Origin of the sequence: Corynebacterium callunae DSM 20147 (genome assembly GCF_000344785.1) — a bacterium.
GTDB lineage: Bacteria > Actinomycetota > Actinomycetes > Mycobacteriales > Mycobacteriaceae > Corynebacterium > Corynebacterium callunae.
Genome location: NC_020506.1, coordinates 186,983 through 211,790 on the forward strand (window position 1 = coordinate 186,983; position 24,808 = coordinate 211,790).

Genomic DNA, 24,808 nt, shown 5'->3' on the forward strand with positions numbered 1-24,808 from the left:
GGCGTCCGTTTTGGTGCTGAAGGGTGCCGCCAGAGGAGTTTGAGCCACGAAGAGCCTTGATTGGTGCTTTAAGCGTGCCGATTTACGAAGAAATTTGCTTCAGGTATTCTACTTTGGGCAAATCGGGATCTTGGAACGTCAATTCTGGTGCCGATTTACGACAAAAACCCCTGTCGGGCAACTATTCTGCGTAAATCCGCACGCTTTACCGATATATCTTTCAAAAAGTGCCCACTACCTGCAAAAACTGGTACGTCCTAGAAGCTCATTTAAGGGCTGATCGCTTTGTCAATCACCCTTGGAATCGAAAGGGGAGGTTCGGCCTCTTAAATCGGCTTCTGGCGGTGGGCTCTTGGGTGGATCAGTAGTACCGCAGAATCCCTTGAATTTCCCGGGTGCGCAAAAGGACTCACACAAAAGTGTGAGCCCTCAGCTTTTAGAAATTCCGTATCACCAAATGGCTAGGCGGTCTTCTGGCTTGATGTATACCGGTGCATCTTCTGGCACCTCAAAAGCCTCATAGAATTCTGCTACATTGCCCGCGATGACATTGCAACGGAATTCAGCAGGGGAGTGAGGGTCAATAGCTAAGTACTGTAAGGCCATTTGTGGACGGATAGCCGTGCGCCAAACGCGAGCCCAAGCGAGGAAGAGTCGCTGTAGGCCATTAAATTCCTGGCCTGCGAGTTCTGGTTCAGCCCCTTCGGCAACAAAAGGCTGCTTTGGAGAGGTCTCAAAATTAAGTCCCAAATCGGCTAGGTACTTTTCATACGCAACCACAGCAATTCCGAGTCCACCCAGGTCACCGATGTTTTCTCCAAGGGTGAATTCACCATTGACGCCCTCGGTGGAGATGTCATTCTGGCGTAGAACAGCGGGAACTAGACCGTTGAATTGCTTGACCAAGCGTGAGGTCAGTTTCTCAAATTCAGCGCGGTCCTCGTCGGTCCACCAAGAATTCAGGTTGCCATCGCCGTCGTATTGGCTGCCCTGATCATCAAATCCGTGGCCGATTTCGTGGCCAATAACAGCACCAATGGCTCCAAAATTCTCTGCGGCGTCGGCTGCTGGATCATAAAAAGGCGCGCGCAAAATGGCAGCAGGGAAGGTGATGTCATTGACCACTGGGTTATAAAAAGCATTCACGGTTTGTGGAGTGCTTACCCATTCATCGCGGTCAGCGGGCTTGCCGATCTTCTCGAGCTCGTAATCATGCAAGAAAGCCGAACCCTTGCGAATATTTTCCACGAGGTCTGCGCCGGATGCACTAAATTCTAGCCCCTCATAGGAACGCCATTTTTCGGGATATCCGATCTTGGCATTGAACTTTTCCAACTTCTCCAGCGCGCGCTCGCGCGTCGCGGGCGTCATCCACGCCAAGTTGGAAATGCGATCACGGTAGGCGGCAACAAGGTAGTCAACAAGCTCCAGCATTTCAGCCTTTGAGCTTGCAGGAAAGTGCTTTTCGACGAAAATCTGGCCGATTTCCTCCCCGACCATCCTTTCAGCTAGACCAACTGCCCGCTTCCAACGATCTTTTTGCTCAGTAGCGCCAGATAGCTGGGTGCCATAAAAATCAAAGTTGGCCTGTCCAATTTCTTCGGTCAAGGAACCAGCCCGCGAACGCAAGATGTGCCACGTTGCCCACAATTGCCAATCGGCTAGACGATCATCGGTGAGCAGGCCGTTAAGGTGCTCAACATAGGAGGGCATCATGTTGACCAAGCGTTGCTCTGGAACCTGCGCAGCGATCAATAGAGCACGCACCTTGGAAGGGAGTTCGCTAAATTCGGTGGGGTTATAGGTAGCTACTGCATCGCGGGTTTTTACAACATCCCAGTGACCGGCTGCGATTTCCGATTCTAGGTTGAAGATGCGGGTGGCAGCGGTTGCTGTATCTAGCCCAAAGAGGCGGCTAGAATCTAAGAATCCAAGCATGCGCTCTAGGTGCTTTTTATATGCTTCTCGAGTTTCGGTGTGTGCTTCCTCGCGATAATAAGCCTCATCGGGAAGGCCCAGGCCGGATTGCAGGAGGTAGGCAATTGAGCTGTCGGAGGCGGAATCCTTTTCCACCCAGAATCCCACAGGAGCTCCGACACCTTCGCGGTCCAGTACACCGAGAGCCTTGGCAAATTCGGAGATATTAGCAACCGATAGTTTGTCCAAGTCGGCGTCTAGGGGAGTAACACCTGCTGCATTAATGGCATCGGTATCCATATAAGAGGCATAAAGTGCGCCAGCGCGACCTTGGTCTGCCTTGACGATTTCATGAACATCAAGTTCAGCATCATCGCGTAGCTTATGGAAGGTTCCATCTACAGCGCGGTCTTCCGGGATGATGTGTGTGTCAAGCCATGGTCCATTTACAAAACGATAAAGATCTTTCATGGTGCCCACTTTAGGTCAATTCTGTGAACTGAGTTTTTAGGCGGGTGATGTGTCCCTGATACCGGGTAGCCTATGTGTGTGAGTTCAATTGAAGCCAAGTACCAGCTAAAACCGCATGGCCGGGCAAAACTATGGTGGTTCATCTGTGGATTAGCAGCTTTGTTGTTGCTGTTGCCAGTGATTCTTAATCTAGTTGTGCCGGACAAAGGGGGCGATTATAAGGCCCTTGAAATTGACCTTTCAGGCACTGATTGGACAGTCCCAATTACCAATGAAACAGGCGCAGCAGTGATGTGTGAAGAAAGCTCAGACGAGATCTTCATGAAGTATTGGACTTGTAATGATGACACCACCGTGGTGACCATGATGGTGGAAAATGTTGAGGATCCCTCCAACACCTTGCGTCGCATGATTGATGCTTTCTTGTATCTATCGGTTCCTGCGGATACTGAAGCGGTTGCAAGCGAAGATGGTACTGCTCATGCGATGTTTTATCAGCCTTCCCAATCGGATGGAATGACACAGCTCTTGCCGGTTGTCGCATTAAGCCAACAAGGTACCGGCGACTACGAGGGATATACCGCCATTGCCCTCATTAAAGGATTTTCCACGGATTATTATACGCAAAGCATTTGGTCCAGCATGGCGCAGCAACGAGGTCTGGATTATCAACAGGAACTTCCAGTGGAAACCTCTTCGGAACTTTTTGATCCCGGAATAATACCTGGTGAGGAGCTTCCTTTTGATTTGGAGGAAGAACTCAAAGGTCTTCTTGAACAGCAGCCAGGACTCGTAGGCGAGGACGCATAACGATGAGCAAACTTTTTAGAATCACCCTGTGGGTCCTCATGGCTGTGGCCACACCGATGCTCTTCATAAACATTACGAGCCTGGTAATTATTGATCCCCTGGCTAGCGTCGTCGGCTTGCTCTTTTCGGCTCTTTATTTGGTGACTGTGGTGTGGCTGCTAAGTCGTACCCCGCTGTGGCCAGATTTTAAGAGCTATAGAAAACTTCCCGATGAAAGTAAACGAAAAGGCCAAGGTTCCACCTTCCTGTGGGTATTTTCATCCCTGTGGTGGGGTGGCGGAGTGGCAGTGGGAATCATCATGGTCATGGGCTACTCCATTATCGATTTAATGGATAAATTGAACTGGGATTTTGTCAGCATGAGCTTTGGTGGTGCCTATCCTGAGGAGATCGTCAAGACCTTGGGTGTGGCAATTATTTTGCTCAGCTTCCGGCAACTTAATAGGCCTTGGCATGGTTTTGTCACCGGCGCTTTGGTGGGCTTGGGCTTTGAAGTAAATGAAAACATTCTTTATGGAGCAACTGGGGCCATGTTTGACCCGAACTCCGATATGGCGGGCATGCTCATGATGTGGCAGTACCGTACGCTGGCAGGGCCACTGATCCACACTTTGCTCACGGGCTTTGCTGGATATGGAGTTGCACTAGCGTTCTTCACTGCGAAAAAGTCTTTGGCGTGGCGCTGTGGCGTTGCAGCTGCAGGCCTGGGCATTGCTTTCATCCTGCACTTTTCATGGAATCTATTGTGGGAAGACTATACGACGCAGATCATTAGCATCGTGATTATCAGCCTGATCCTGTACCCGCTTGCAGCATTTATCATCTGGCGCAGCTGGAAAGAAGCTAAGGCAGATGAAAGTTATGCCTACGCGCCGGGCGCAATTACCAGCACCAGCGAACTTGCACTAGTGGTGCCACAGCAACAGCAAGAAATAACCGAAGCTTAAAAAGCGCTTTTTGAGAAAAGCCTAACTTTTGCTTCTTCCTGCTAAATAATCAAGAGACCTGACAGTTTGTTAAGGGAGCTTGAAGGGGCTCGTAATTTCATTAGCTGGGGTGAGAGTTGAAAGTTTAAAACGCGCCCCAAAAAAATACGGGATTAAAGTATTTAATGGCCTTTAGGAGTGGAATTTTTGCAGAAAAAACTCTTCAAAAACCCACGAGATTAGAGACTTTATTTCCTAGTTATGGGGACTTAACTTTCCCATGATGTGTGATCTGTAACACAAAGGCGTGGGCTGACCTGTTGTTTTCCTATAGGTTGATTGAAAGTATGTCCGTGCTCACTTGCATTACAGCTTGTTCACCTGTTTTTCTGATTATCGAATGATTGATAGATTTATGAGCGGAAGCGAGGGCTCACGCATGAAGAAACAGGGACTCTATAACCCGGCGCATGAACATGACGCCTGTGGTGTGGCGTTTATCGCGGATATCCATGGCCGTCCAAGCCGCAGCATTGTGGATCGGGCGCTGGAAGCACTCCGTAACATTGACCACCGCGGTGCGGCTGGCGCAGAAAAGAACACTGGCGACGGTGCCGGCATTCTCATGCAGATTCCAGATAGCTTCTACCGCGAAGTTTCCGGCATCGAGCTGCCTGAAGTAGGACACTACGCAACCGGTATTGCCTTCTTGCCACGCGCTCGCATGGCAATGTTGGACGCTCAGAAGGAAATCGAGCGTATTGCTCGCCAAGAGGGCGCAGAAGTCCTCGGTTGGCGCATGGTTCCTTTTGACTCCCGTGAACTTGGCTCCATGGCTCTTGAGGCTATGCCAAGCTTCGCTCAGATCTTCCTTTCTGTACCAGGCAAGTCCGGCGAAGACCTGGACCGCGTTATGTTCTTCATCCGCAAGCGTTGCGAGCGTGAACTGGGCACCATTAACGGTCGCGATACCGTTTACTTCCCATCACTGTCTTCTCGCACCGTGATTTACAAGGGCATGCTCACCACCTTGCAGCTGGAAGGCTTCTTCAAGGATCTTTCTGATCCTCGTCTGGAGTCCGCCATCTCCATCGTGCACTCCCGCTTCTCCACCAATACTTTCCCAAGCTGGCCTTTGGCTCACCCATACCGCTTGGTTGCCCACAACGGTGAAATTAACACCGTTCGCGGCAATGAAAACTGGATGCGCGCCCGCGAGGCGCTTATCAAGTCCGAAAAGCTCGGCAATCTGTCCAGCGTGCTGCCTATCTGCACCCCAGAGGGCTCCGACACCGCGCGTTTCGACGAAGCCCTGGAGCTCTTGCACTTGGGTGGATACTCCCTGCCACACGCTGTCGCAATGATGATTCCGCAGGCTTGGGAGCACAACAAGACCATCTCCCCAGAGCTGCGTAACTTCTACGAGTACCACTCCTGCCTCATGGAGCCTTGGGATGGTCCTGCTGCTTTGGCATTCACCGATGGTCGTTATGTCGGTGCTGTTTTGGACCGCAACGGTCTGCGCCCAGGACGTATCACCATCACCGATTCCGGCCTAGTTGTCATGGCGTCTGAGTCCGGTGTGTTGGATCTGGACGAGTCGAGCGTCGTAAAGCGCACTCGCGTCCAGCCAGGACGCATGTTCCTGGTCGACACGGCTGAGGGCCGCATTGTTGAAGACGAGGAAATCAAGGAAAAGCTTGCTTCCGCTAAGCCATATGGCGAGTGGATCAATGAGAACTTTGTTCACCTTGATGGTCTGCCACAGACCCGTTATAGCTTCATGCCACACTCTCGCGCAGTGTTGCGTCAGCGTGTCTTCGGTATCACCGAAGAAGACGTTGATTTGTTGATCCTGCCAATGGCACTCTCTGGCTCTGAGGCCATCGGCTCCATGGGTTCCGATACCCCAATTGCTGCGATCTCCCAGCGCCCTCGCATGCTTTATGATTTCTTCGCACAGCGCTTTGCACAGGTGACCAACCCACCGTTGGACTCCATCCGTGAAAAGCCAGTGACCAGCATGTACACCCTCTTGGGCGCACAGTCTGACGTCCTGAACCCAGGCCCTGAGGCAGCACGCCGCATCCGCCTGGAATCCCCAATCATCGATAACCATGAGCTGGCTACCCTCACTCATGCCGATGACCACGGCGAATGGGAGTCTTTCGGCGCTGCCGTTATCTCCGGTCTCTACCCAGTAGCTCATCACGGCGCTGGCATGAAGGCAGCTATTGCCCGTGTCCGCCGCGAGGTTTCTGAGGCAATCCGCCAGGGCAAGACCCTGATCGTGCTCTCTGACCGCGAATCCGATGAGCGCTTGGCTCCAATCCCAGCTCTCCTGTTGACCTCTGCAGTTCACCAGTACCTGGTGCAGCAGCGCACCCGCACTCAGTGCTCCTTGGTTGTGGAATCCGGCGATGCCCGCGAGGTACACCACCTGGCTATGCTCATCGGTTTTGGTGCCGACGCCATCAACCCATACATGGCTTTTGAAACCATCGACGAGCTGCGCCTCAAGGGCCAGCTTGGTGATCTTACCCTCGACGAGGCTTCCCGCAACTACGTCAAGGCAGCTACCACTGGTGTGCTCAAGGTGATGTCCAAGATGGGTATCGCAACCGTGTCCTCCTACCGTGGCGCGCAGCTTGCTGACGTGACTGGTCTGCACCAGGACCTGCTTGACCACTACTTCGGTGGAATTTCTTCCCCAATCTCCGGCATTGGCCTTGATGAGGTTGCAGCTGACGTGGAAACCCGTCACCGCAGCGCTTTCTTGCCTCGTCCTGAGGAAAACGCACACCGCGAACTTGATCTCGGTGGTGAATACAAGTGGCGCCGCGAAGGTGAGTACCACCTGTTCAACCCAGAGACCATCTTCAAGCTGCAGCATGCAACCCGTTCCGGCAGCTACGAGATCTTCAAGGATTACACCCGCAAGGTTGATGATCAGTCTCAGCGCCTGGGCACTATCCGTGGTCTCTTTGAATTCAGCACTGACCGCAAGCCAATCCCACTGTCTGAGGTGGAACCGGTTAGCTCCATCGTGAAGCGTTTCTCCACTGGTGCTATGTCTTATGGCTCCATCTCTGCTGAGGCTCACGAGGTTTTGGCAATCGCCATGAACCGTCTGGGTGGCATGTCCAACTCCGGCGAGGGCGGAGAAGACGTCAAGCGTTTCGACGTCGAACCAAACGGTGACTGGAAGCGTTCTGCAATTAAGCAGGTTGCTTCTGGCCGCTTCGGTGTAACCAGCCACTACCTGAATAACTGCACTGATATTCAGATCAAGATGGCACAGGGTGCAAAGCCTGGTGAAGGTGGACAGCTACCTCCAAACAAGGTTTACCCTTGGGTTGCAGAAGTTCGTATTACCACCCCAGGTGTGGGCCTGATTTCCCCACCTCCACACCACGATATTTACTCCATCGAGGATCTTGCTCAGCTGATCCACGACCTTAAGAACGCCAACCCTGCTGCACGTATCCACGTGAAGCTAGTGGCAGAACAAGGCGTGGGAACTGTGGCAGCAGGTGTCTCCAAGGCACACGCTGACGTTGTTCTAATCTCTGGCCACGATGGTGGTACCGGTGCATCCCCATTGACCTCCCTCAAGCATGCGGGTGGACCATGGGAGCTCGGCTTGGCTGAAACCCAGCAGACCCTGCTGCTCAACGGTTTGCGTGACCGCATCCGCGTGCAGTGTGATGGTCAGCTCAAGACCGGCCGTGACGTCATCGTCGCAGCACTTTTGGGTGCTGAGGAATTCGGTTTCGCTACCGCGCCTTTGGTAGTTGAAGGCTGCATCATGATGCGCGTTTGCCACTTGGACACCTGCCCAGTTGGTATTGCAACTCAGAACCCAGGTCTGCGTTCTAAGTTCACCGGTAAGGCAGAGCACGTGGTTAACTTCTTCACCTTCATTGCTGAAGAAGTTCGCGAGTACCTAGCTCAGCTTGGTTTCCGCACCATCGATGAGGCAGTTGGACAGGCTCAGGTCCTGCGCAAGCGTTCCGGCATCCCAGCTGATTCCCGCGCAGCTCACTTGGACCTCAGCCCAATCTTCCACCGTCCTGAGACCCCTCACTTTGCAGAGCAAGATATCCGCTGCACCAAGACCCAGGAGCACAGCCTGGAGAAGGCTTTGGATAACAAGCTCATCGAAGAGGCTTCAGAGACCATCACCCGCGCAGCTGCAGGTGTGGATACCAAGATCGTGCTTGACCACAAGATCAGCAACGTCAACCGCTCCGTTGGCACCATGCTTGGTTCTGCAGTCAGCCGCGTTGCTGGTGCTAAGGGCTTGCCAGAGGACACCATCACCCTGAACTTCACTGGTTGTGCTGGTAACTCCTTCGGTGCTTTCTTGCCACACGGTATTTCCATCAACCTCACCGGCGATGCCAACGACTTCGTGGGCAAGGGCCTCTCCGGTGGTCGCATTGTGATCCGCCCATTCGCGGAGACTCCAAAGCAGCTCAAGAGCAACCCAGACATCATCGCGGGCAACGTTATCGGCTACGGCGCAACCAGCGGTGAGTTCTTCATCCGCGGCCAGGCCGGCGAGCGCTTCTGTGTTCGTAACTCCGGTGCTACCGCAGTGGTTGAAGGAATCGGCAACCACGGTTGTGAATACATGACCGGTGGCCGCGTGTTGGTTCTTGGACCAATCGGTGAAAACTTCGGTGCAGGTATGTCCGGTGGTATTGCCTACGTGGCAAAGACCGATGACCTCGCACTGAAGATCAACGCCGAATTGGTTGACATCGTTGAACTTAATGACAACGAAGTTGAGTGGGCTAATGACCTCATTGACCGTCACCGCGAGCTCACTGGTTCTGAGACCAAGCTGCGTGCAAACGATCTGGCAAAGATCATGCCACGCGATTTCCAAAAAGTTCTTAACATCATCGAAACCGCACAAGCTGCGGGTGAAGACCCAGCTATCAAGATCATGGAGGCAGTGAGCTAATGGCCGATCCACACGGATTCCAAAAATACACCCGACGCGAGCCTGCACACCGTCCCGTGCCTTTGCGCCTCATGGACTTCAATGAAGTTTATGAGCAGGCACCTGCCGGCCAGATTGAAGAACAAGCAGCACGCTGTATGGACTGCGGTGTTCCTTTCTGCCACGAGGGTTGCCCACTGGGCAATATCATCCCTGAGTGGAATGACTTGGTTCGCCAAAACCGGTGGAAAGAGGCATACGACCGCCTCCACGCCACCAACAACTTCCCAGAGTTCACCGGCCGTCTATGCCCAGCTCCTTGTGAAGGCGCTTGTGTGCTCGGCATCAACGATGATGCTGTGACGATTAAAAACGTCGAGCTAGAAATCGTCGAAAAGGCTTTTGCGGAGGGTTGGGTCAACCCAGTTGTACCTTCCATGTCCACCGGTTTGAGCGTTGCTGTGGTGGGCTCCGGCCCAGCCGGCTTGGCAGCTGCACAGCAGCTCACCCGCGCTGGTCACAGCGTTACCGTCTTCGAGCGCGATGACCGCGTTGGTGGTCTGATGCGCTATGGCGTGCCTGAGTACAAGATGGAAAACCACTGGATTGACCGCCGTGTTGCCCAAATGGAGGCAGAGGGCACAACTTTCCAGGTAGGCGTCTCACCGCGCGCCGCTGAGCTGGCGCTTTTTGACGCGATTGTGCTGGCAACCGGTACTCCTGTGGCTCGTCCACTGAAGGTTCCCGGAAGCGATCTCAAGGGTATCTACCCAGCCATGGAATACCTCACCGAGCAAAACCGCGTTAACGAAGGTGATGCAGAGGTTTCCCCAATCAGCGCTAAGGGCAAGAAGGTTGTCATCATTGGTGGCGGCGATACCGGAACTGACTGCTTTGGTACCGCACTGCGCCAGGGTGCAGAATCTGTTACCCAATTTGATATCCGTCCACGTGCACCTTTCCAGCGTGCAGATTCCACTCCATGGCCGATGTACCCTAACCTTTTCCGCACCGCAACGGCGCATGAGGAAGGCGATTACATCATTTCCGGCGATGAATCCGCAGATGAGATCGAAGCTTTGGGCTTGGCTCGTCGTGGCGCTGGCTCCACCTTGGGTGAGCGTAAGTTCGCTGTGAACACTGTGGAATTCCACGGCACCGATGGACACGTCAGTGGCCTCACAGGTAACCAGATCCGCGTTGTCAACGGCAAGCGTGAGCCAATTGAAGGCACCGAGTTCCCATTCGAGGCAGATTTGGTACTGGTTGCACTTGGCTTCACCGGTGCAGAGCAGGGTGGCTTGGCTCATGAGCTCGGCGTTACCTTCGATGACCGTGGTCGTATCATCCGCGATGCAGAATACCGCAGCCCAACCAACTCCCGCGTATATGTCGCCGGTGACAATGGTCGTGGCCAGTCCCTGATCGTGTGGGCAATCGCCGAAGGTCGTGCTTGCGCCGCCGCCGTTGATGCCGACCTAATGGGTGAAACAGCACTTCCCGTGGCAGTAGCTCCGGGCGATGTACCACTGGCCATTTAAGCGCTCGGTACTTAAATTAAGTTTGGATTTCGGTCGGTCCAAAGACATCAATCATTCATAGACCGAGGGCAGCTCCCGTGTACATGGCACGGGAGCTGCCCTTTTGCTATTTGACCATGGAAGGTGAGATTTTAGCCAATCTTCCAGGTATGCACCGGCTCGCCCATAAGTTGATTGTCCAAATAACTACGCAACATAGCTGCTAAAGCTTCCTGACGAGATTTGGAACCAGGCAAACTGCCATGCGCCTCAAAATGATTAAGAGTACGCAATTGCCAGGTGGCACCATTTTGGCGTGACTTTGCCCGGCCTTCAATGATTCCCAGGTAGGTATCGATGAGGTTTTCATCAACACCCAAACCCTGCAAACCAATCCGGGCCTGTGGCAAAAGATGCTCCAAGACCAGGTCAGCAACATTAATCTGACCCAAGGTGGGCCAAGTCATGCGAGCAAAAAGGCCGGAACGGGCACCAGCTTGGAAATTCTTTTCCGCATCAGGGAAAGGCAAGCGAGACCACACTGGGCGGTTTTCCTCTGCTAGATACTTCACCAATCCGTAGTAGAAGGCGGCGTCGGCAGTAATATCAATCGGCGTCGGGCCAGCTGGGAGCAGACGGTTTTCCAAGCGGAGGTGAGCGCGCTCAGTACCGGGTGCATAAATTGGACGATTCCAACGCCACACGGTGCCATTATGCAAGTTGAGATAATGCAGCGCCGGAGATTTCCCCTTCATCATGGGAGTGCCTGATAGCGCCCGGGATTCTGCAATTAGCGGAGAGAAGTACCGCACGTTTTCTTCAAAGAGGTCAAAGACGCTGGTAATCCATCGCTCGCCAAACCACACGCGGGGGCGCACGCCTTGGTTAACCAACTCCGGGGTGCGGGTATCTATGGCCTGTTGGAAAACTGGAATGCGGCTTTCATGCCACACTCGACGGCCCAAAAAGAGGGGAGAGTTGGCTGCTAGAGCTACCTGCACACCAGCAATCGCTTGGGAAGCATTCCACGCCGCAGCAAAGTTAGTAGGTGCTAGCTGCAAGTGAAGTTGGATGGAGGTACAGGTGGATTCTGGTGCGATATCGGCAAAGTCATGAGAGATCTGCTCACGGTCAGCCAAATTGATATGGACCATCTCGCCACGGGAATCCATGATGGTATTGCTCAGGGCTCGGTAGCGATTTTCCTGAGTCATCCAGGCTGGATCTTCTAAGAATGCGGGGGTCACAGTGGGCAAAGTGCCGATCATGGCGACATTAACGCCGGCTGCAGTTGCTGCTTCACGCACGGCACTTAGGCGGGAGCCAATGCCGTCTTCCAAGCGTTTGAGACCATCACCCTGTACTGAAAGGGGAGGGTGGTTCAGCTCCACATTAAAGTTGCCAATTTCAGACTGATACTCAGAATTGAGGGATGACAGAACCGCTTCACCAGCTAGTGCTGGTTGCATGTCTTTATCAACCAAGTTGAGCTCAAGTTCTAGCCCGATGGAACCTCGATCTTCAAAGTCGGAGCTTTGGAGGTGCCGGTCAAAGATTTCAAGGTCTTCCATGAGCAGCTGGCGATAACGCGTGCGCTGCTGTGGTGTGTACCTGTCCGAGGAAACTGATTCGCCCATGACATTGAGCAAACCACAAAAAGTGTCATCTGGTGAGAGCTAGCGGAAAAGAATTCATAGCGCCGCAGATTTTGGACATCAAAAGGCTTAGAGATAAAAAGATGCGGCCGCTTTTAGAAAAGCGACCGCATCTTTTTATGGGGAAGGTTTAATCATCAACCTTCATATGCCCTGGGTTCCACAATCCAGAGCGCTGAATGGTTTCCAGGTTGATATCGGCAACCTGTGGAGCTTCACCATTGGAATTGGTGCGCAGCATATAGCGTTCGATGGAACCCCAGTCACGTCCCCAGTCATTAAGTAGGTAGGAAGGGATTTCATAGGCGTTGTTTACTGCTTCCGCAGTACCCATGGCGCCACCGCCAGCCCAGTCCTGGAATGGGGACAAAGTAGCTTTGCCACCGTGGTCTGGAGAGATACGGTATTCCGGAATCTCAGTAACACCTGCGTAGTGATCAAAGGTGCGTTGGCAAGGGAACTGGAGGCCAACAGCCCAGTCCAAAAGACCTGGGGTTTCAGAGCCAATGACGTTGTTCAAAGAATCAAGGGTAGGAACACGTGGTGGGGTAAATGCCACCCACTGATCCTCATCAAGATTGACGTCAGAGGCAACAATGCGTACTACATCTGCTTCTGCTGGCAGCTTATCCAGTGGATAACGCAGGTTACGCCAAGAAGGCTCTGGTCCAATGTCATACATCATCGCTTCGCCGAGGGCTTCTACATCACCATTGGCAGTGCGCTTGCCGTATTCAAGCATGACCGATTGGCCAGTTTGCAGCACACCGTTGATGTCGTAGTGCTCGATGCGGCCGGCTGCCGAAACCACAATGATGGGGGCCTCTTCAGTTGCTTCCGGAACCGAGTACCAGTCGGTGGTGATGTGCGCTGGGTTTTGAGTGCCAGCTGCCCAGGAACCAATGACTGGAATCTGAGTGTAATCAAGAGCGAATGGCAGGCGTGCGGTGGAACCGTTGACACCTTCCGAAGCGCGGGTACCGCCGGTATTGCCGGTGGACTGCCCGGAAGCTTCATCGGAGCCGCCGGTCTCAGTGTCTTGATCGGTGTTGGCAATTGCGCCCACAGCGGAAAGATCGGCCTGGTCTTGGCTGATGGAATCTGGGATACCAGTTGGAGTAAAGCCACGGACTTCATCGGCTTCCAAAGATTCACCCAAGGTGGAATTAACTGGGGTGAGGAAGGAATCATTGGAGTTGGTTTCTAGCATTGCGTCCTCAGCTAGGCCACAAGTCTGGCCAGTGAGGGAACGCAGGTTGCCCAAACCCACGGAGTAAGCAGGGTATTGATCCACAAAGGCCTTGCCCAGGGAGGCACACGCCATAAAGACCACAAGGGCGGAAACCACAGCGATAGGGGAGGCCAGCAATCCTCTGAATCGAGAAGCACGCTGTTGCTTGGCAACTTCCTCGGCAACAAATTCACCCATGGAATGGGTAGTTTCGGCGCGTGCCACCCGAATGTCTTTGACAAAGGCCTGAATAACACCAATGACCAAGACCGCCACAGAGATAAAGAGCACTACAGTTGAAGCTTCAATGCCCTTAATTTGGATGGTCTTATCCCACCATGGAATTGAATAGCTAGAGGTGTACCACCAGCCATTTACGCCAGCGAGTGACAATGCCAGCACAAAGAGGAATGCGCCGATGGAGAAGGTGCGCATACGTGGGGATTTTACGGCGACATAAGACAGCGCTACCGCTGCAAGTCCGGCCAATGCACCGGCCAGACCTGCATACACACCAAAGTGGTGGGTCCACTTGGTTGGGGTGAACATCATGAAGAACATGGTGCCGAAGATAACCAGCATCAAACGCAGGGTTGGTCCCTTGGCGGAGCCAGGAATACGGCCATAACGCAGGATTGCGGCCACCACGATTGCCAGGCAGGCAATAAGCATCAGCACGGCAAATCGGCGAGTAAAGGAACCGTCCACAGTTTGCTGCATCACCGTTTGGTAGCGAACATATTCGTTGTACCAGGTCAGTGACGGACCCTTTTCAGAGCGCACGGAAATGGATTCCATCACGGTGGATAGGGTCTGATCACCAAACACTGCGATCAGGATGGCAGTACCGGCAGCCAGGAAAGGTGCCAGCATTGCCATAATGGCGCCTAGAACAGCGCTTCTCGACGCACCCTGCGGCGCCCCAATAAGTGGCAAGCGACGATACAAAATACGAAGCAACGCAGACAAGCTGACCAACAGGGCAGAAACCGCCATCAGGCCGGTTGGGCCTGAAGCCAAAGAGATAGTAGCCAAGATGACGCCGATGGCTGCTGGCAGCAAGCGGGAGGTGGCAATGGCCCGTTCAAAAGAGACCCACGTAAGAAGGGCACCCATGGCAATGATGGGCTCAGGGCGCACACCATTGTTATAAGGCAGCCAGAAAGCCAAGAAGACCATGGCAGCGGACCAGTGCGCAACGCGGCGACCATCAACCAGAGCACCAAAGCGTGGCATCACTTCGCGGGAGAGCACAAACCAAATAATGAGGCCAGAAAGCAGTGCCGGCAGACGGATCCAAATGGAAGCAGTGGAGACATAAGCCATTAGCCCCAGCAGGTCATAATAAGGAGCGCCAAAAGGCGATTCAGGTACGCCGAACCAGCGGTAGTAGTTGGCCATATAGTCCGCGTTTTGGGAGACCCGGGCCATGGTCAAAATGAAGCCGTCATCAGAGGTATTGGCACCGATGAAATGCCAGAACACCAAGATGCCTACAACCAAGCCATCAAGCGGCTTAAGTTTGCGCCAATTGGCAGGCAGGAATCGATGTGCCTTGCGGCCATCCAGAATATCCATGCGGTGCAAAGCCCACAGTGCGACCAACAGAGAAGCTAAGCCGATGAAGATGGCGGCGTATTTGATCAGGCTGGGGGAGGAGGTGAATCGCGAGTTAATCTCGACGTCAACGTTGAGCCCCGCTGCACTCAGTGCGTTCGCGGTGCTCGGGTCGTCGACAAGCTCGGTATAAACGCCGGTGACCTGCGGGCGTTCGTCGCCTTCGGTGGCGCCTTCGAAGTTGGTGCCACTGATGGTAGCGGTGGTGGTTTCCTCGGTGGAGGAAATCTCCAGCATGGCCGTATCGGGGATGCGGCTGACCTCGGTTGGGGTGAGCTCCATGAGAACTTCGCCGCGGACAATAACATCCAAGTTGCCATCAATGCTGCGTACAAAGAGGCCACGGTTGGTGGCATCAGTACTATCTGCAGGCAAGGTTCCCAGCACCAAGGACTGATCCTCATTGAGGCTATCCAAGGCTGAGATAGGAACGCTTGCTTCCATGGACTGTGGCGCATAGGAAATTAGCGGTGCGTTAACACTCGCCAGCTCCCCATTTTGTGGCCAAGACAGTGAAGACTGCACCTGGTTGACGGGCAAGAATGGGAGAAGAACAAACATCACAAGGCCTAAAAGGCCTGATCCGATAGCCAGTTTCTTCAGCCAACTCGGTGCAACCTGCGGGGGCACAACTGCGGCGGCATCGCCTGCAGCACCCTTTAGCTTTTTCGACTCAACTACTTCTGACACGTGGAACGAGTCTACGTCATGAACACCCATGTCACCCTGTTGGCGTGCGGAGTGAGCACCGCTTCGTGAGGTATCACTCATTGTGGCTCACCACCACAAAGGGGCCGATTTGGGCAATTTCCCAGTTTTCCCCAAAAACTTCTGGGTTGAAAAATACTCCGCGGAAACGCACATTCGGATTATTGGGGTAGAGATCTTCAGCCAAGTCGTACTTCCATCCTGCTTCGGTATCCTCCACCGAACCGCGGAAGATAAAGACCTCCGGTCCCTGCCAAGGGGCAGAGGCTAGGGCCTGCTCAAAAGCTGCGGGATCTGAGAGCTCATCCCAGCTTTGCAGCGCCCAATTTTCGATGGTTTCATTGCGCTTGCCAAATTCTCCCAAAGGATTGGCATAGTGCGAGGTAAATGCTTGGAAACCGCGATAAGGATTAAAGGACATAAAGTCCAATTCATCAGTGAGCACTACGGTCTCCGAAGGCTCAAAGCCCTGATCTAAAAGGTGCTGATTAATCTCGCCATAATAGCGCGCACTACCAGCGGGGTAGCGGTCCGCGCGCTCGCCATTGCCATCAGTATCGGTATAAGCCAAGTCGATAGCGTGGGAGTTTTTCTCAGGCAGATCTTGGGCATAATCGATGCCAGCCAGCACCACGATAATGACAAGAATGCTGTTCATCGCACGCGCAGTGCTTTCGGAAACCTGCTTGGGATATAGCTGATAAACACTCGCCAGCCGGAAATCAGCAATGGCCAGCACACCGGCCGTGGCAAACATCATCACCAAAACCGTATCCAAACGGAAGCCCAGCAAAGTATTGCCAATCAGGGTGATGGCCATGGAAAGCGCCATCCAGGTATAAAACACACCAATACCAATCCACATGGCGCGCACTTCAGCACTGCGGAAGCGCACCACCAAATAAATCAGACCCGCCAAACACAGCACGCCCAATACACTCGGCGCGAGGAAAGGAACCGGGAATTGCGTGCCCTCAATGGGCAGATAGTGGGTGGCAGTATCGCCGGACTGCTCTGCGCCCTCCAAGTAGGCGAGCAGGTACGGGCCCCAAGTCACCAGGGCAATGCTTATCGACGCAACCCCCAGCACCACAAGCCAGCCAATGGGCTTGAGGGATTTCTGCATTCCCGCAGCAAGAATTACACAAACCACCACCACTGAAAGCGCAATAGTGGCGGTGAACAAAGTATAAAAAGTAGCCGAAAGGCCCAAATAAACAACACCACCGCAGAGCGCGAAGATATCACCGCGGGCAATGCGCGGAGCAAGCACCGCCATAGCTGGAGCACCCAAGGCCACAATGGCGGCATAGGGCTCTTCCGCATGCATAGCCAACATAACGCAGGTGGAAACCAAGGCAATACCCGTTGCTACCGGCAAAGATCCAGTAATTCGCTGCCATACCGGAACAAGCACCGAAGCAGCCATTGCCAAGGAGATAATTGCCCAGGGTTGGAATACCTCCCAGCCGGATAGGCCGAGAGCGTTTGCCAAACGGCCACCCATCCAGAACCAACCGCCCGGGTAATAGGTGGGCATATCAATGTAGTTCATATCCGAAAGGCTGACTTCATCAGCCATTCGTGTCATAAACTGCGTGCGAAATCCCTGGTCAACGCTGACACCATCAAGATAAAGCTTGGTTGCAGAAAGCGGGATAGCAAGAGTTGCCACCACCAAGGCTGCTGGGCTGAGATAAGCGACCACATAACTTAAAGCCAAGCGCCAGGTAGGGCGTGGTTTGATATTGTCCAGCTGCCAGCGCGGATTGTTATTGTGCTCATCTCTAAGCCAGAACCACATCAAAATGCCAGTAGCTACCACTACCGCGGCAATGGTTACCGAGGAAAGTGCACGGGTAACCATCGAAGCACCAAAAGCTGGCAGGTTGGTTTGTTTAAGCGCAAACCAAGCAATGAGCGCAAAGAAAAATGCCATCACTGCAGCAGCTGCAATCGCTACGAGGGTGGCTCCTTTTCCTAAGCGGTCAGGGCGATATACCTCGCCAACTGGTGCCCGCGAGGTGTCCAAAGGATTAAGATCTTGGCGAACCTCGACGGTTCCCTCTTTTTCGGAGGAGTTTGTCATGTTAGAAGTCTTTCATATTCTTCTGCATTTAATGAGATTGCTTTGCACGAGGAAATATTGCAACTGGATAGGGACAATGAAAATACCCGTCACCAAGGGGCTTAGACCAAAGGTGGCGGGTAGTTCACAGCTGCAAAAACCTACTAAGAACTAGAAAGGCAGCTTTCTAAAAATTGCGCGTGGAATGAACTGGAATGCCAAGGAGACGTACTGGAACAAAGGATGGACAAAGATGATGTCCTTCTTGTTCACCACTGCGGAATAAACCTCATTGGCTACGTCTTCGCGGTTAACGGTAAGTGGCGCTTCGCCAGCATCTGCACTCATCTTGGTGCGAACCTGACCGGCACGAACCACCAAAACATTGGCGCCGGTGCCACGTAGAGCCTCGCCGAGCTGGGTGTAAAAACCATCAAAGCCAGCCTTGGCGGAACCGTAGACAAAGTTGGAGCGACGTACACGCTGACCTGCTACTGAGGACATAGCAACGATGGTGCCGTGGCCTTGTGCTTCAAATTTTTGGCCAAGCAGCACACCAACAGAGACACCAGCTGTGTAGTTAACAGAGGTTGCCTCGACTGCTAGTGCCTGGTCGCGCCATTGTGCTTCATTGTCACCGAGGATGCCGAAGGCGACAATTGCGATATCTACATCGCCCTTTTCAAAGGCAGCATCGATAACTGCAGGGTGGCTTGCGGTATCAAGCGCATCAAAGTCCACAACGGTGACAGATTCTGCACCAGCAGCCTCGATCTGTGCAGCTGCAGCTGCCACGCGTGGAGAATCCTGACGAGCAGCCAGGGTGACATGTGCGGCACCCTGCTTGAGGAAGCGCTCTACGATGGACAACCCAATTTCAGAGGTGCCACCAAGAAGCAGAATATTTTGGGCCTTGCCCACTGCATTAAGCATTGTTTAAAAGCCCTTTCTAGTGAAGCTCTAGTCGACGTGACATATCAGAAGCAAAGATGCCGGTTGGGTCAATTTTATTACGAGTCTTAAGCCAACCCTCCAAACCTGGGTACATGGTGTGGAAGTTCTCTGCAGAGGTGCGGGATTCCTTGGCCAGGTACAAACGGCCGCCGAATTCCATGACACGCTTATCTAGATCATCCAAGAAAGCACCCAAACCTGGACGGATAGGGAAGTCAACGCAGACATTCCAACCTGGCATTGGGTAGGAAAGTGGTGCGCGGTTACCTGGTCCAAAGAGCTTAAACACGTTCAGTGCGGAGTAGTGTCCGGACTTCTGCATATCGCGGATGATGTCCTTGAAAGGCTCAACGGCATCCATTGGCACCACAAACTGGTACTGCAAGAAGCCCTTGGAACCATAACCACGGTTCCATTCACCGATAAGGTCCAGTGGCTGATAGAACTGGGTAAGGTTCTTTACCTTGTTGCGAGCTGGAGCGCCCATGGCGTAGTAAGCCTCACCAATAGCCATGAGTGACAGCTTGTTCATGGTCCAAGATGGGAAGATATCTGGCACCTTCATCAGCTGTGGAGCGTTGAACTTCAGTGGATCCTTTGCCAGCTTTGGAGCAAGCTCCTCAAGCTGGGCCAAAGTGGCCAAAGAACCACGGGAAATGGTGGAACGACCAAGCTTTGGCTCAGGGCTGATGACGTCAAACCAAGCAGAAGAATAGGTGTAGTTATGCTCAGATCCATCTGAGTGGAAAGCTACGGTTTCTTCCAGGTTGGAGGTGCGATCAGTGTCAGAGATGAAATATGCGGTTTCGGTCTTGGTCATGCGAATGCGAGCACGCACGATAATGCCGGTCAATCCCATGCCACCAACAGTTGCCCAGAAGAGATCACCCTGGGGATCCTCTGCGGTGCCTTCTGGCTCGAGGTGCAAGATACGACCATCAGCAACAAGCAATTCCAAGGACACAACATGGTCACCGAAGGAACCTGCGGAGTGGTGGTTCTTGCCGTGGATATCAGGTCCGATTGCGCCACCGATGGTGACCTGGCGGGTGCCTGGCAGAACTGGAACCCATAGGCCATAAGGCAGGGCAGCCTTCATGAGCTGGTCTAGGGTTACGCCACCGTCAACATCAACAATTGCGGATTCTGGGTCAATGGAGTGGATCTTGTTGAGGGGCTGCATGTCAATGACAAGGCCGCCGGCATTCTGGGCTGGATCGCCATAGGAGCGACCCATGCCACGGGCAATAACTCCGCGCTTGAGGTATGCAGGCTTGGAGTCATTTTGCTCGGCTACTTGTCGGACTGCCTCGACGATGACGTCGAGATCAGGGGTGGACAAGACCTCAGCAGTGGTAGGGGCCGTGCGGCCCCATCCGTTCAGTTTCTTAGCTTCTAGGGGAAGGGCTCCGTGGGCACCGGCCGAAGCGCCGGAGCTGGACGTGCCGTTAGAACTGTTCATCGCCTTCAAAGGTTACCCCTCAATGTTTGAAGGTGACGCCATCAAGCACCAAAAGTTTGATTTACAGGGTCAATCTCACATTTTGAGAAAGTCTAAAGATCCATCAACTCGCGGATCTCAGCGGGCAGTTCTTCCTGTGAAGTGATAGTGGGGCCATCGTATTCGCGCAGGATGCGGTAAACCACAGAGCGTGAGGTGCTATCAAGAAAAGGGATCTCCTGGGCCATAAGGCGGGTCATGAAATCATCGAGGGGAAGATTGGTTCTTTCCGCGGCGATATGGACTTCAGGTTCCTGCGCCTTTTTAGTGCTCTTGAATTTCTCAAACATGCTCTTAACGATACTCACAGCGGTAGTCTGGGCTGTATGGATAGCAGGATGAGAATGCAGGCAGCAGCAGGTTCAGCCCTGATCGGGGCCGGAGTGGCACTTAATGATTATGTTAAAAGTCCAGTTGGCAGGGCATTAGGTTATGGCGGGCTCATTTTAGGTGGGGCTGGAGTAATCGCTTTTAGCGAGGATGCCACCGGCAAGAATTACATTTTCGGCGAAGATTCCACCTTGGTTTTTGATCAAATCTGCCAGGACATTGGGGATCTTGGAATTACTCCAGGCCCAGATTCTGATGCGCAGTACCTCAATGAGCGCGGGCCACTAGTGACCTGGCTGTTATTGGCGGTTTTTGTAGTGGCTTTTGTGGCATTGGTCTACATTTCTGTGCGCGTCGACATGATGGTGATGAAAAAGCTGGCTGGATTTTTTGCACAGCGCGGGGTGAAGCGTCCTTTTAGTTATGCCGGAATGGTCTACGCTGCCTCGGTTTATGCACTTTTTGAATTGGATAATCGCAAGAAATAGTCCCCGCGTGACCAGGCCTAAGACTTTTATATCGTCAATGGCATATTTGCGACTTCTCTTTTAGCCTCCCAACGCCAAAGTATTAAATGTGGCTATTCTGGGGCACATGCCCACGAACTATGCCCGCGACAACGTCATCTCCCTGGCGTCTGCACGCGCGCATCGATCGGCCCAAAATGAGGTTCAACCACCCGTTGATCCACAGCGCACGCTGATTGTGCGAGCAAATAATGTGCAGGCAGACGGAGAAATTTATCGTCAAATAGGTCTTGATTCCGCCATGGACCTTGAAGAACTGCACACGGTGCTTAATATTTCCTTCGGGGTGGGCGGGGATTCCGCACCCTGGCGCTTTGAAGATTTTCAGCATCAACCCATGGAAGCTTCCAAAAAACTTTCGGAACTTTTGCGCGTGGAAGGCGATGAACTCTTCTATTTTTGGGGACTGTGGCAATTTAACCTGCAGTGTCTAGAAATTTATCCCCGCGATAATGGCACCCCACGCGCGTTGTGCATCGGCGGCTGCGGTGGGCTTAATGATGATTTTGACCAGGCCACTATCAATGCGGAACTCACCGGTACTGACACCATCCGCGATGTGCTCTCCGGGGTGCGCCCCGAAGTAATTGATCTGGTTGATCGCACTGGAGTATTTGATTTTATTCCGCTGTTGCAAGCGCTTGATCTTAAAAGACATACGCTTATCGACGCCGACCGCGTGCGAACCTCCCGGGCGTTGCCCGCGGAGCACAGTGCCGAAGCAAGTGACGCTTTTTGGTCTTGTGTACTGGCGCTGGCCTGTCTTGGTGATGAAGCCCTCTTTGTGGAAGTGATCGAATCCACAATGAGCGCTTTAGGATGGGTCTCAGATGATGGATCGCCACTCAGTGCCAAGGAGATTACAGCAGCGTGTGCCACCTCCTTGCAGATTTTGGAAGAGCTAGGTGCCTATGGTGAAAATCAGTTGGCCCCGGTGGATCGCCTCGACGTTTATAGGGAGCTGCTGCGTTTCTAGGTATTGTGTAATCCCGTGTCAGAGAACCAAGACCTAAACATCATTCGGCCCATGAGTCTAAAGACTCAAGCTTTCCGATTCATCCTCACCGGTGGCCTTTCTGCCGTTGTTGATCTCGGTCTATTGTCGCTCTTCCAGCTGGTTTTTGGGCTGCCCGTGCCAATTGCCCGCACCATTTCCTTCATTGCCGGTACCACCACCGCCTATATGATCAATCGTCGCTGGACTTTCCAAGCTGAAAGTTCCACCTCCCGCTTCTTGGCAGTAGTGGCGCTTTATGCGGTGACCTTCTTTATTAACATTGGTCTGCAGACTTTTTGTTCCGCGCTTTTTGAATCCTGGAATTGGAATGAAGCACTAGCCATGGTGGTGGCCTTTGTGATTGCACAGGGCACCGGAACCACCATCAACTTCATTGTCCAAAGAACTCTGATCTTCCGCGCAAAGTAGGCTAACCAATGAAAAATATGAACCTAACAATGCTGGCAGGTCTGCTCGGAGTGCTTTACTTTATCCTGCTGACCTTGGTGTTTTCAGCTCAAGGTATGCAGGTGGTGGCCGGGGTGGCCTATGCGATTATCAGTCTCGCAGGACTGGTAGCAGCCTGGGATAATTTCCGGGATCGCAATAATCCCACCTGGAAAACCTGGGTGGGATTGGTTGGTGGATTGCTTATTTTTGTCCCTGGTCTATGCCTCTTACTGGGCAATGGAGTGTTATCCCTGACCGGCGGAAATCCATCTACCTTGGTTAATACCCTGCTTTCAGTAGCTGCCATCGGCGCAATTTATTTGTTACCGATTGGCATTATGATGTGCCTGATCGCAGGATTTAACCGCTTTTATGAGACTTTAAGGGCGTGAGAACTTCTCCTGCCTGCCCAAACGGTGCAGGCGGAGCCACTCTCTAAAGCCTTTAATATCCTTCTTTTGCACCAGGAAGAACCACGCAAAACGGGCATATTCCTGCGGTAGGAGCTTGCGCATACCGGGCTGTGCCATCAAATAGCCACGGTTGCGATAGGTGAAAAAGCGCTTGGTGTCATTGTCTGGATATTGGGTGTGCATACGTCCACCCAAGATTGGCTTGAATTCGTCGGAGCCATCTGGGTGCAAATAAGCGGTGGTCAGGCAGGTGCCAAATGGTAGACCGGAGCGCACCAGACGGCGGTGATACTCCACCTCATCACCACGGATAAAGAGTCGATAATCTGGCACGCCGATGCGTTCCATGGCATAAGCGCTGATCAAGGCGCCATTAAATAGTGATGCGATACCGGGCAAGAGGTCGTCCTCAGGCTTTGCCGGATCAATCAACTCACTGCGCATCCGGCGCCATTCCAGGCCACGGCGCAGCGGGAAGGCCAAGCGCTCAGGATTTTCGGCATTGCATACGACTGGTGAAACCTCTTCCAGATTGTGGCGGGAGGCGGCGTCGATAAGCGTCTTTAAAACCTCCGGCCCCTCTGGGCGCCCGTCATCATCAGCGCACCACACAGCGTCGGCGCCAAGCGCCAGCGCGGTCAAAAACCCATAGGCAAAACCGCCACCGCCACCCAAATTGGTGCGCGAGGGGGTGTAAACGCCCCGCTCGCCGGCAACCTCTTTAAGGAGCTTTTCGACGCGAGGATCGTTGCCGTTATCTACCACCACAATGTGTTGCACTGGATAGATTTGATTGGCAACAACCTCAAGGGAATGCCGCAGCAACTCCACACGATTGTGGGTCACAATGACCGCTGCGACGTTGATGCCCGGCTGGAGGTGGGTAGTGGTTTGTGCCATGGCCTATATATTGCCACGTAAATGTGGAGGGGTCAGTTTCACTACCTAAAACTTAAGCCTTTTTCTCTTCTTCCAAGCGGGTGAGCAGGCGGCGAACGTGATCGCCAGCGCCCTTGCCTTCGTAGGCTTCCACCACGTCTGGAACCAGTCCAGCTTCGCGGATTTGGCCGTGGTCTACCCATAATGCGGTATTGCATAGCTGGGCCAGGAAGTCATTGGAGTGGGAGGCAAATACCAAGATGCCAGAGCGCTCTACGAGCGCCTGCAGACGGTCACGGGCCTTAGCCATAAAGGCGGCATCGACTGCCCCGATACCCTCGTCGAGAAGCAAAATTTCGGGCTCAATCGAAGTGACCACGCCGAGCGCAAGGCGGATGCGCATACCCGTGGAGTAGGTACGCAGCGGCATGGAGAGGTATTCGCCGAGTTCGGTGAAGTCCGCGATTTCCTCCATTTTGGCTTTCATCTGCTTGCGAGTTTGGCCGAGGAAAAGGCCTCGAATGACGATGTTTTCATAGCCGGAGATCTCTGGATCCATGCCGATGCCCAGATCAAAGACTGGAGCTACACGGCCGCGGATATCGGCGGAACCGCGGGTGGGCTCATAAATGCCAGAAAGCAGGCGCAGCAGGGTGGATTTTCCGGCGCCATTGTGGCCAACGAGGCCGATGCGATCGCCTTCACGCAGGTGCAGGTTGATGTCTTTAAGTGCTTCAACAACCACCACATTGTCCTGGTTGCGGCCAATTGCGCCACCAGCTGCCCCCAGGAAAGCCTTCTTCATGGAGCGGGATTTGGCGTCGAAAATGGGGAAGTCAACGCAGGCGTTATAAGTGTCAATGGAAACCATGGTGGCTTACTC

General features: G+C 53.3%; 17 protein-coding genes. 8 read left to right on the forward strand and 9 right to left on the reverse strand.

Annotated features, from left to right (window positions below; translation table 11 throughout):
• Positions 1-450: 450 nt before the first annotated feature.
• The gene (locus H924_RS00870; protein WP_015650082.1) at positions 451-2,388 is read right to left on the reverse strand and encodes a M13 family metallopeptidase; all 1,938 of its coding nucleotides are present in this window, start codon (positions 2,386-2,388) and stop codon (positions 451-453) included.
• A 72-nt stretch (positions 2,389-2,460) separates the two neighbouring features.
• On the opposite strand from H924_RS00870, the gene H924_RS00875 reads away from it, so the two are divergent.
• From H924_RS00875 to H924_RS00890, 4 genes are all read left to right on the forward strand, one after another.
• A complete protein-coding gene (locus tag H924_RS00875) occupies positions 2,461-3,198 on the forward strand; it encodes a hypothetical protein (protein ID WP_404825322.1) in 738 nt (245 codons plus the stop codon).
• 2 nt (positions 3,199-3,200) lie between these two features.
• A complete protein-coding gene (locus H924_RS00880) occupies positions 3,201-4,145 on the forward strand; it encodes a PrsW family intramembrane metalloprotease (protein ID WP_015650084.1) in 945 nt (314 codons plus the stop codon).
• A 418-nt stretch (positions 4,146-4,563) separates the two neighbouring features.
• On the forward strand, positions 4,564-9,096 hold the full coding sequence (gene gltB / locus H924_RS00885) for a glutamate synthase large subunit (protein WP_015650085.1): 4,533 nt from the start codon (positions 4,564-4,566) through the stop codon (positions 9,094-9,096).
• Entirely contained in the window at positions 9,096-10,616 is a 1,521-nt protein-coding gene (locus H924_RS00890; protein ID WP_015650086.1) for a glutamate synthase subunit beta, read from the forward strand. Before gltB ends, H924_RS00890 begins: the two co-directional genes overlap by 1 nt.
• 131 nt (positions 10,617-10,747) lie before the next feature.
• Here H924_RS00890 and H924_RS00895 read toward each other — a convergent pair whose 3' ends face one another.
• The 6 genes from H924_RS00895 to H924_RS00920 form a co-directional block, all read right to left on the reverse strand.
• Positions 10,748-12,232 (reverse strand): glutamate-cysteine ligase family protein, encoded by a 1,485-nt coding sequence (locus tag H924_RS00895; protein ID WP_015650087.1) that lies wholly within the window; start codon positions 12,230-12,232, stop codon positions 10,748-10,750.
• A 148-nt stretch (positions 12,233-12,380) separates the two neighbouring features.
• Positions 12,381-15,818, reverse strand: coding sequence for an arabinosyltransferase domain-containing protein (locus H924_RS00900; RefSeq protein ID WP_029703744.1), 3,438 nt, complete (start codon positions 15,816-15,818; stop codon positions 12,381-12,383).
• Between the two features lie 43 nt (positions 15,819-15,861).
• Positions 15,862-17,895: a galactan 5-O-arabinofuranosyltransferase gene (locus tag H924_RS00905; protein ID WP_015650089.1), complete on the reverse strand. Its 2,034-nt coding sequence runs from the start codon at positions 17,893-17,895 to the stop codon at positions 15,862-15,864.
• A 150-nt stretch (positions 17,896-18,045) separates the two neighbouring features.
• On the reverse strand, positions 18,046-18,807 hold the full coding sequence (locus H924_RS00910; protein ID WP_015650090.1) for a decaprenylphospho-beta-D-erythro-pentofuranosid-2-ulose 2-reductase: 762 nt from the start codon (positions 18,805-18,807) through the stop codon (positions 18,046-18,048).
• 16 nt (positions 18,808-18,823) lie between these two features.
• Positions 18,824-20,290 carry an FAD-binding oxidoreductase gene (locus H924_RS00915; RefSeq protein WP_015650091.1) on the reverse strand — a complete coding sequence of 489 codons (1,467 nt, stop codon included), beginning with the start codon at positions 20,288-20,290 and terminating at the stop codon, positions 18,824-18,826.
• Positions 20,291-20,382: 92 nt separating this feature from the next.
• Positions 20,383-20,619, reverse strand: coding sequence for a hypothetical protein (locus tag H924_RS00920; protein WP_015650092.1), 237 nt, complete (start codon positions 20,617-20,619; stop codon positions 20,383-20,385).
• A gap of 36 nt (positions 20,620-20,655) precedes the next feature.
• Between H924_RS00920 and H924_RS00925 the strand changes: the two genes are divergently transcribed.
• From H924_RS00925 to H924_RS00940, 4 genes are all read left to right on the forward strand, one after another.
• Positions 20,656-21,147 (forward strand): hypothetical protein, encoded by a 492-nt coding sequence (locus H924_RS00925; protein ID WP_155861907.1) that lies wholly within the window; start codon positions 20,656-20,658, stop codon positions 21,145-21,147.
• A gap of 106 nt (positions 21,148-21,253) precedes the next feature.
• Positions 21,254-22,162 (forward strand): hypothetical protein, encoded by a 909-nt coding sequence (locus tag H924_RS00930; protein ID WP_015650094.1) that lies wholly within the window; start codon positions 21,254-21,256, stop codon positions 22,160-22,162.
• Positions 22,163-22,177: 15 nt separating this feature from the next.
• Positions 22,178-22,612, forward strand: coding sequence for a GtrA family protein (locus H924_RS00935; protein WP_015650095.1), 435 nt, complete (start codon positions 22,178-22,180; stop codon positions 22,610-22,612).
• Positions 22,613-22,620: 8 nt separating this feature from the next.
• Positions 22,621-23,025, forward strand: a complete 405-nt coding sequence (locus H924_RS00940) for a hypothetical protein (RefSeq protein ID WP_015650096.1) — start codon at positions 22,621-22,623, stop codon at positions 23,023-23,025.
• Here the strand turns inward: H924_RS00940 and glfT1 are convergent.
• Together glfT1 and wzt are read right to left on the reverse strand one after the other, a co-directional pair.
• The gene (gene glfT1 / locus H924_RS00945; protein ID WP_015650097.1) at positions 23,014-23,946 is read right to left on the reverse strand and encodes a galactofuranosyltransferase GlfT1; all 933 of its coding nucleotides are present in this window, start codon (positions 23,944-23,946) and stop codon (positions 23,014-23,016) included. The two genes, H924_RS00940 and glfT1, sit on opposite strands and share 12 nt — an antisense overlap.
• Before the next feature lie 52 nt (positions 23,947-23,998).
• The gene (gene wzt / locus H924_RS00950) at positions 23,999-24,796 is read right to left on the reverse strand and encodes a galactan export ABC transporter ATP-binding subunit Wzt/RfbE (protein WP_015650098.1); all 798 of its coding nucleotides are present in this window, start codon (positions 24,794-24,796) and stop codon (positions 23,999-24,001) included.
• Positions 24,797-24,808: the final 12 nt, after the last annotated feature.

Excerpts from the sequence above, each read along its gene's own strand:
- H924_RS00870 (WP_015650082.1), bottom strand. The coding sequence starts at position 2,388 with ATGAAAGATCTTTATCGTTTTGTAAATGGACCATGGCTTGACACACAC.
- H924_RS00875 (WP_404825322.1), top strand. The coding sequence starts at position 2,461 with ATGTGTGTGAGTTCAATTGAAGCCAAGTACCAGCTAAAACCGCATGGC.
- H924_RS00880 (WP_015650084.1), top strand. The coding sequence starts at position 3,201 with ATGAGCAAACTTTTTAGAATCACCCTGTGGGTCCTCATGGCTGTGGCC.
- gltB (WP_015650085.1), top strand. The coding sequence starts at position 4,564 with ATGAAGAAACAGGGACTCTATAACCCGGCGCATGAACATGACGCCTGT.
- H924_RS00890 (WP_015650086.1), top strand. The coding sequence starts at position 9,096 with ATGGCCGATCCACACGGATTCCAAAAATACACCCGACGCGAGCCTGCA.
- H924_RS00895 (WP_015650087.1), bottom strand. The coding sequence starts at position 12,232 with ATGGGCGAATCAGTTTCCTCGGACAGGTACACACCACAGCAGCGCACG.
- H924_RS00900 (WP_029703744.1), bottom strand. The coding sequence starts at position 15,818 with ATGGGTGTTCATGACGTAGACTCGTTCCACGTGTCAGAAGTAGTTGAG.
- H924_RS00905 (WP_015650089.1), bottom strand. The coding sequence starts at position 17,895 with ATGACAAACTCCTCCGAAAAAGAGGGAACCGTCGAGGTTCGCCAAGAT.
- H924_RS00910 (WP_015650090.1), bottom strand. The coding sequence starts at position 18,807 with ATGCTTAATGCAGTGGGCAAGGCCCAAAATATTCTGCTTCTTGGTGGC.
- H924_RS00915 (WP_015650091.1), bottom strand. The coding sequence starts at position 20,290 with ATGAACAGTTCTAACGGCACGTCCAGCTCCGGCGCTTCGGCCGGTGCC.
- H924_RS00920 (WP_015650092.1), bottom strand. The coding sequence starts at position 20,619 with ATGTTTGAGAAATTCAAGAGCACTAAAAAGGCGCAGGAACCTGAAGTC.
- H924_RS00925 (WP_155861907.1), top strand. The coding sequence starts at position 20,656 with ATGGATAGCAGGATGAGAATGCAGGCAGCAGCAGGTTCAGCCCTGATC.
- H924_RS00930 (WP_015650094.1), top strand. The coding sequence starts at position 21,254 with ATGCCCACGAACTATGCCCGCGACAACGTCATCTCCCTGGCGTCTGCA.
- H924_RS00940 (WP_015650096.1), top strand. The coding sequence starts at position 22,621 with ATGAAAAATATGAACCTAACAATGCTGGCAGGTCTGCTCGGAGTGCTT.
- glfT1 (WP_015650097.1), bottom strand. The coding sequence starts at position 23,946 with ATGGCACAAACCACTACCCACCTCCAGCCGGGCATCAACGTCGCAGCG.
- wzt (WP_015650098.1), bottom strand. The coding sequence starts at position 24,796 with ATGGTTTCCATTGACACTTATAACGCCTGCGTTGACTTCCCCATTTTC.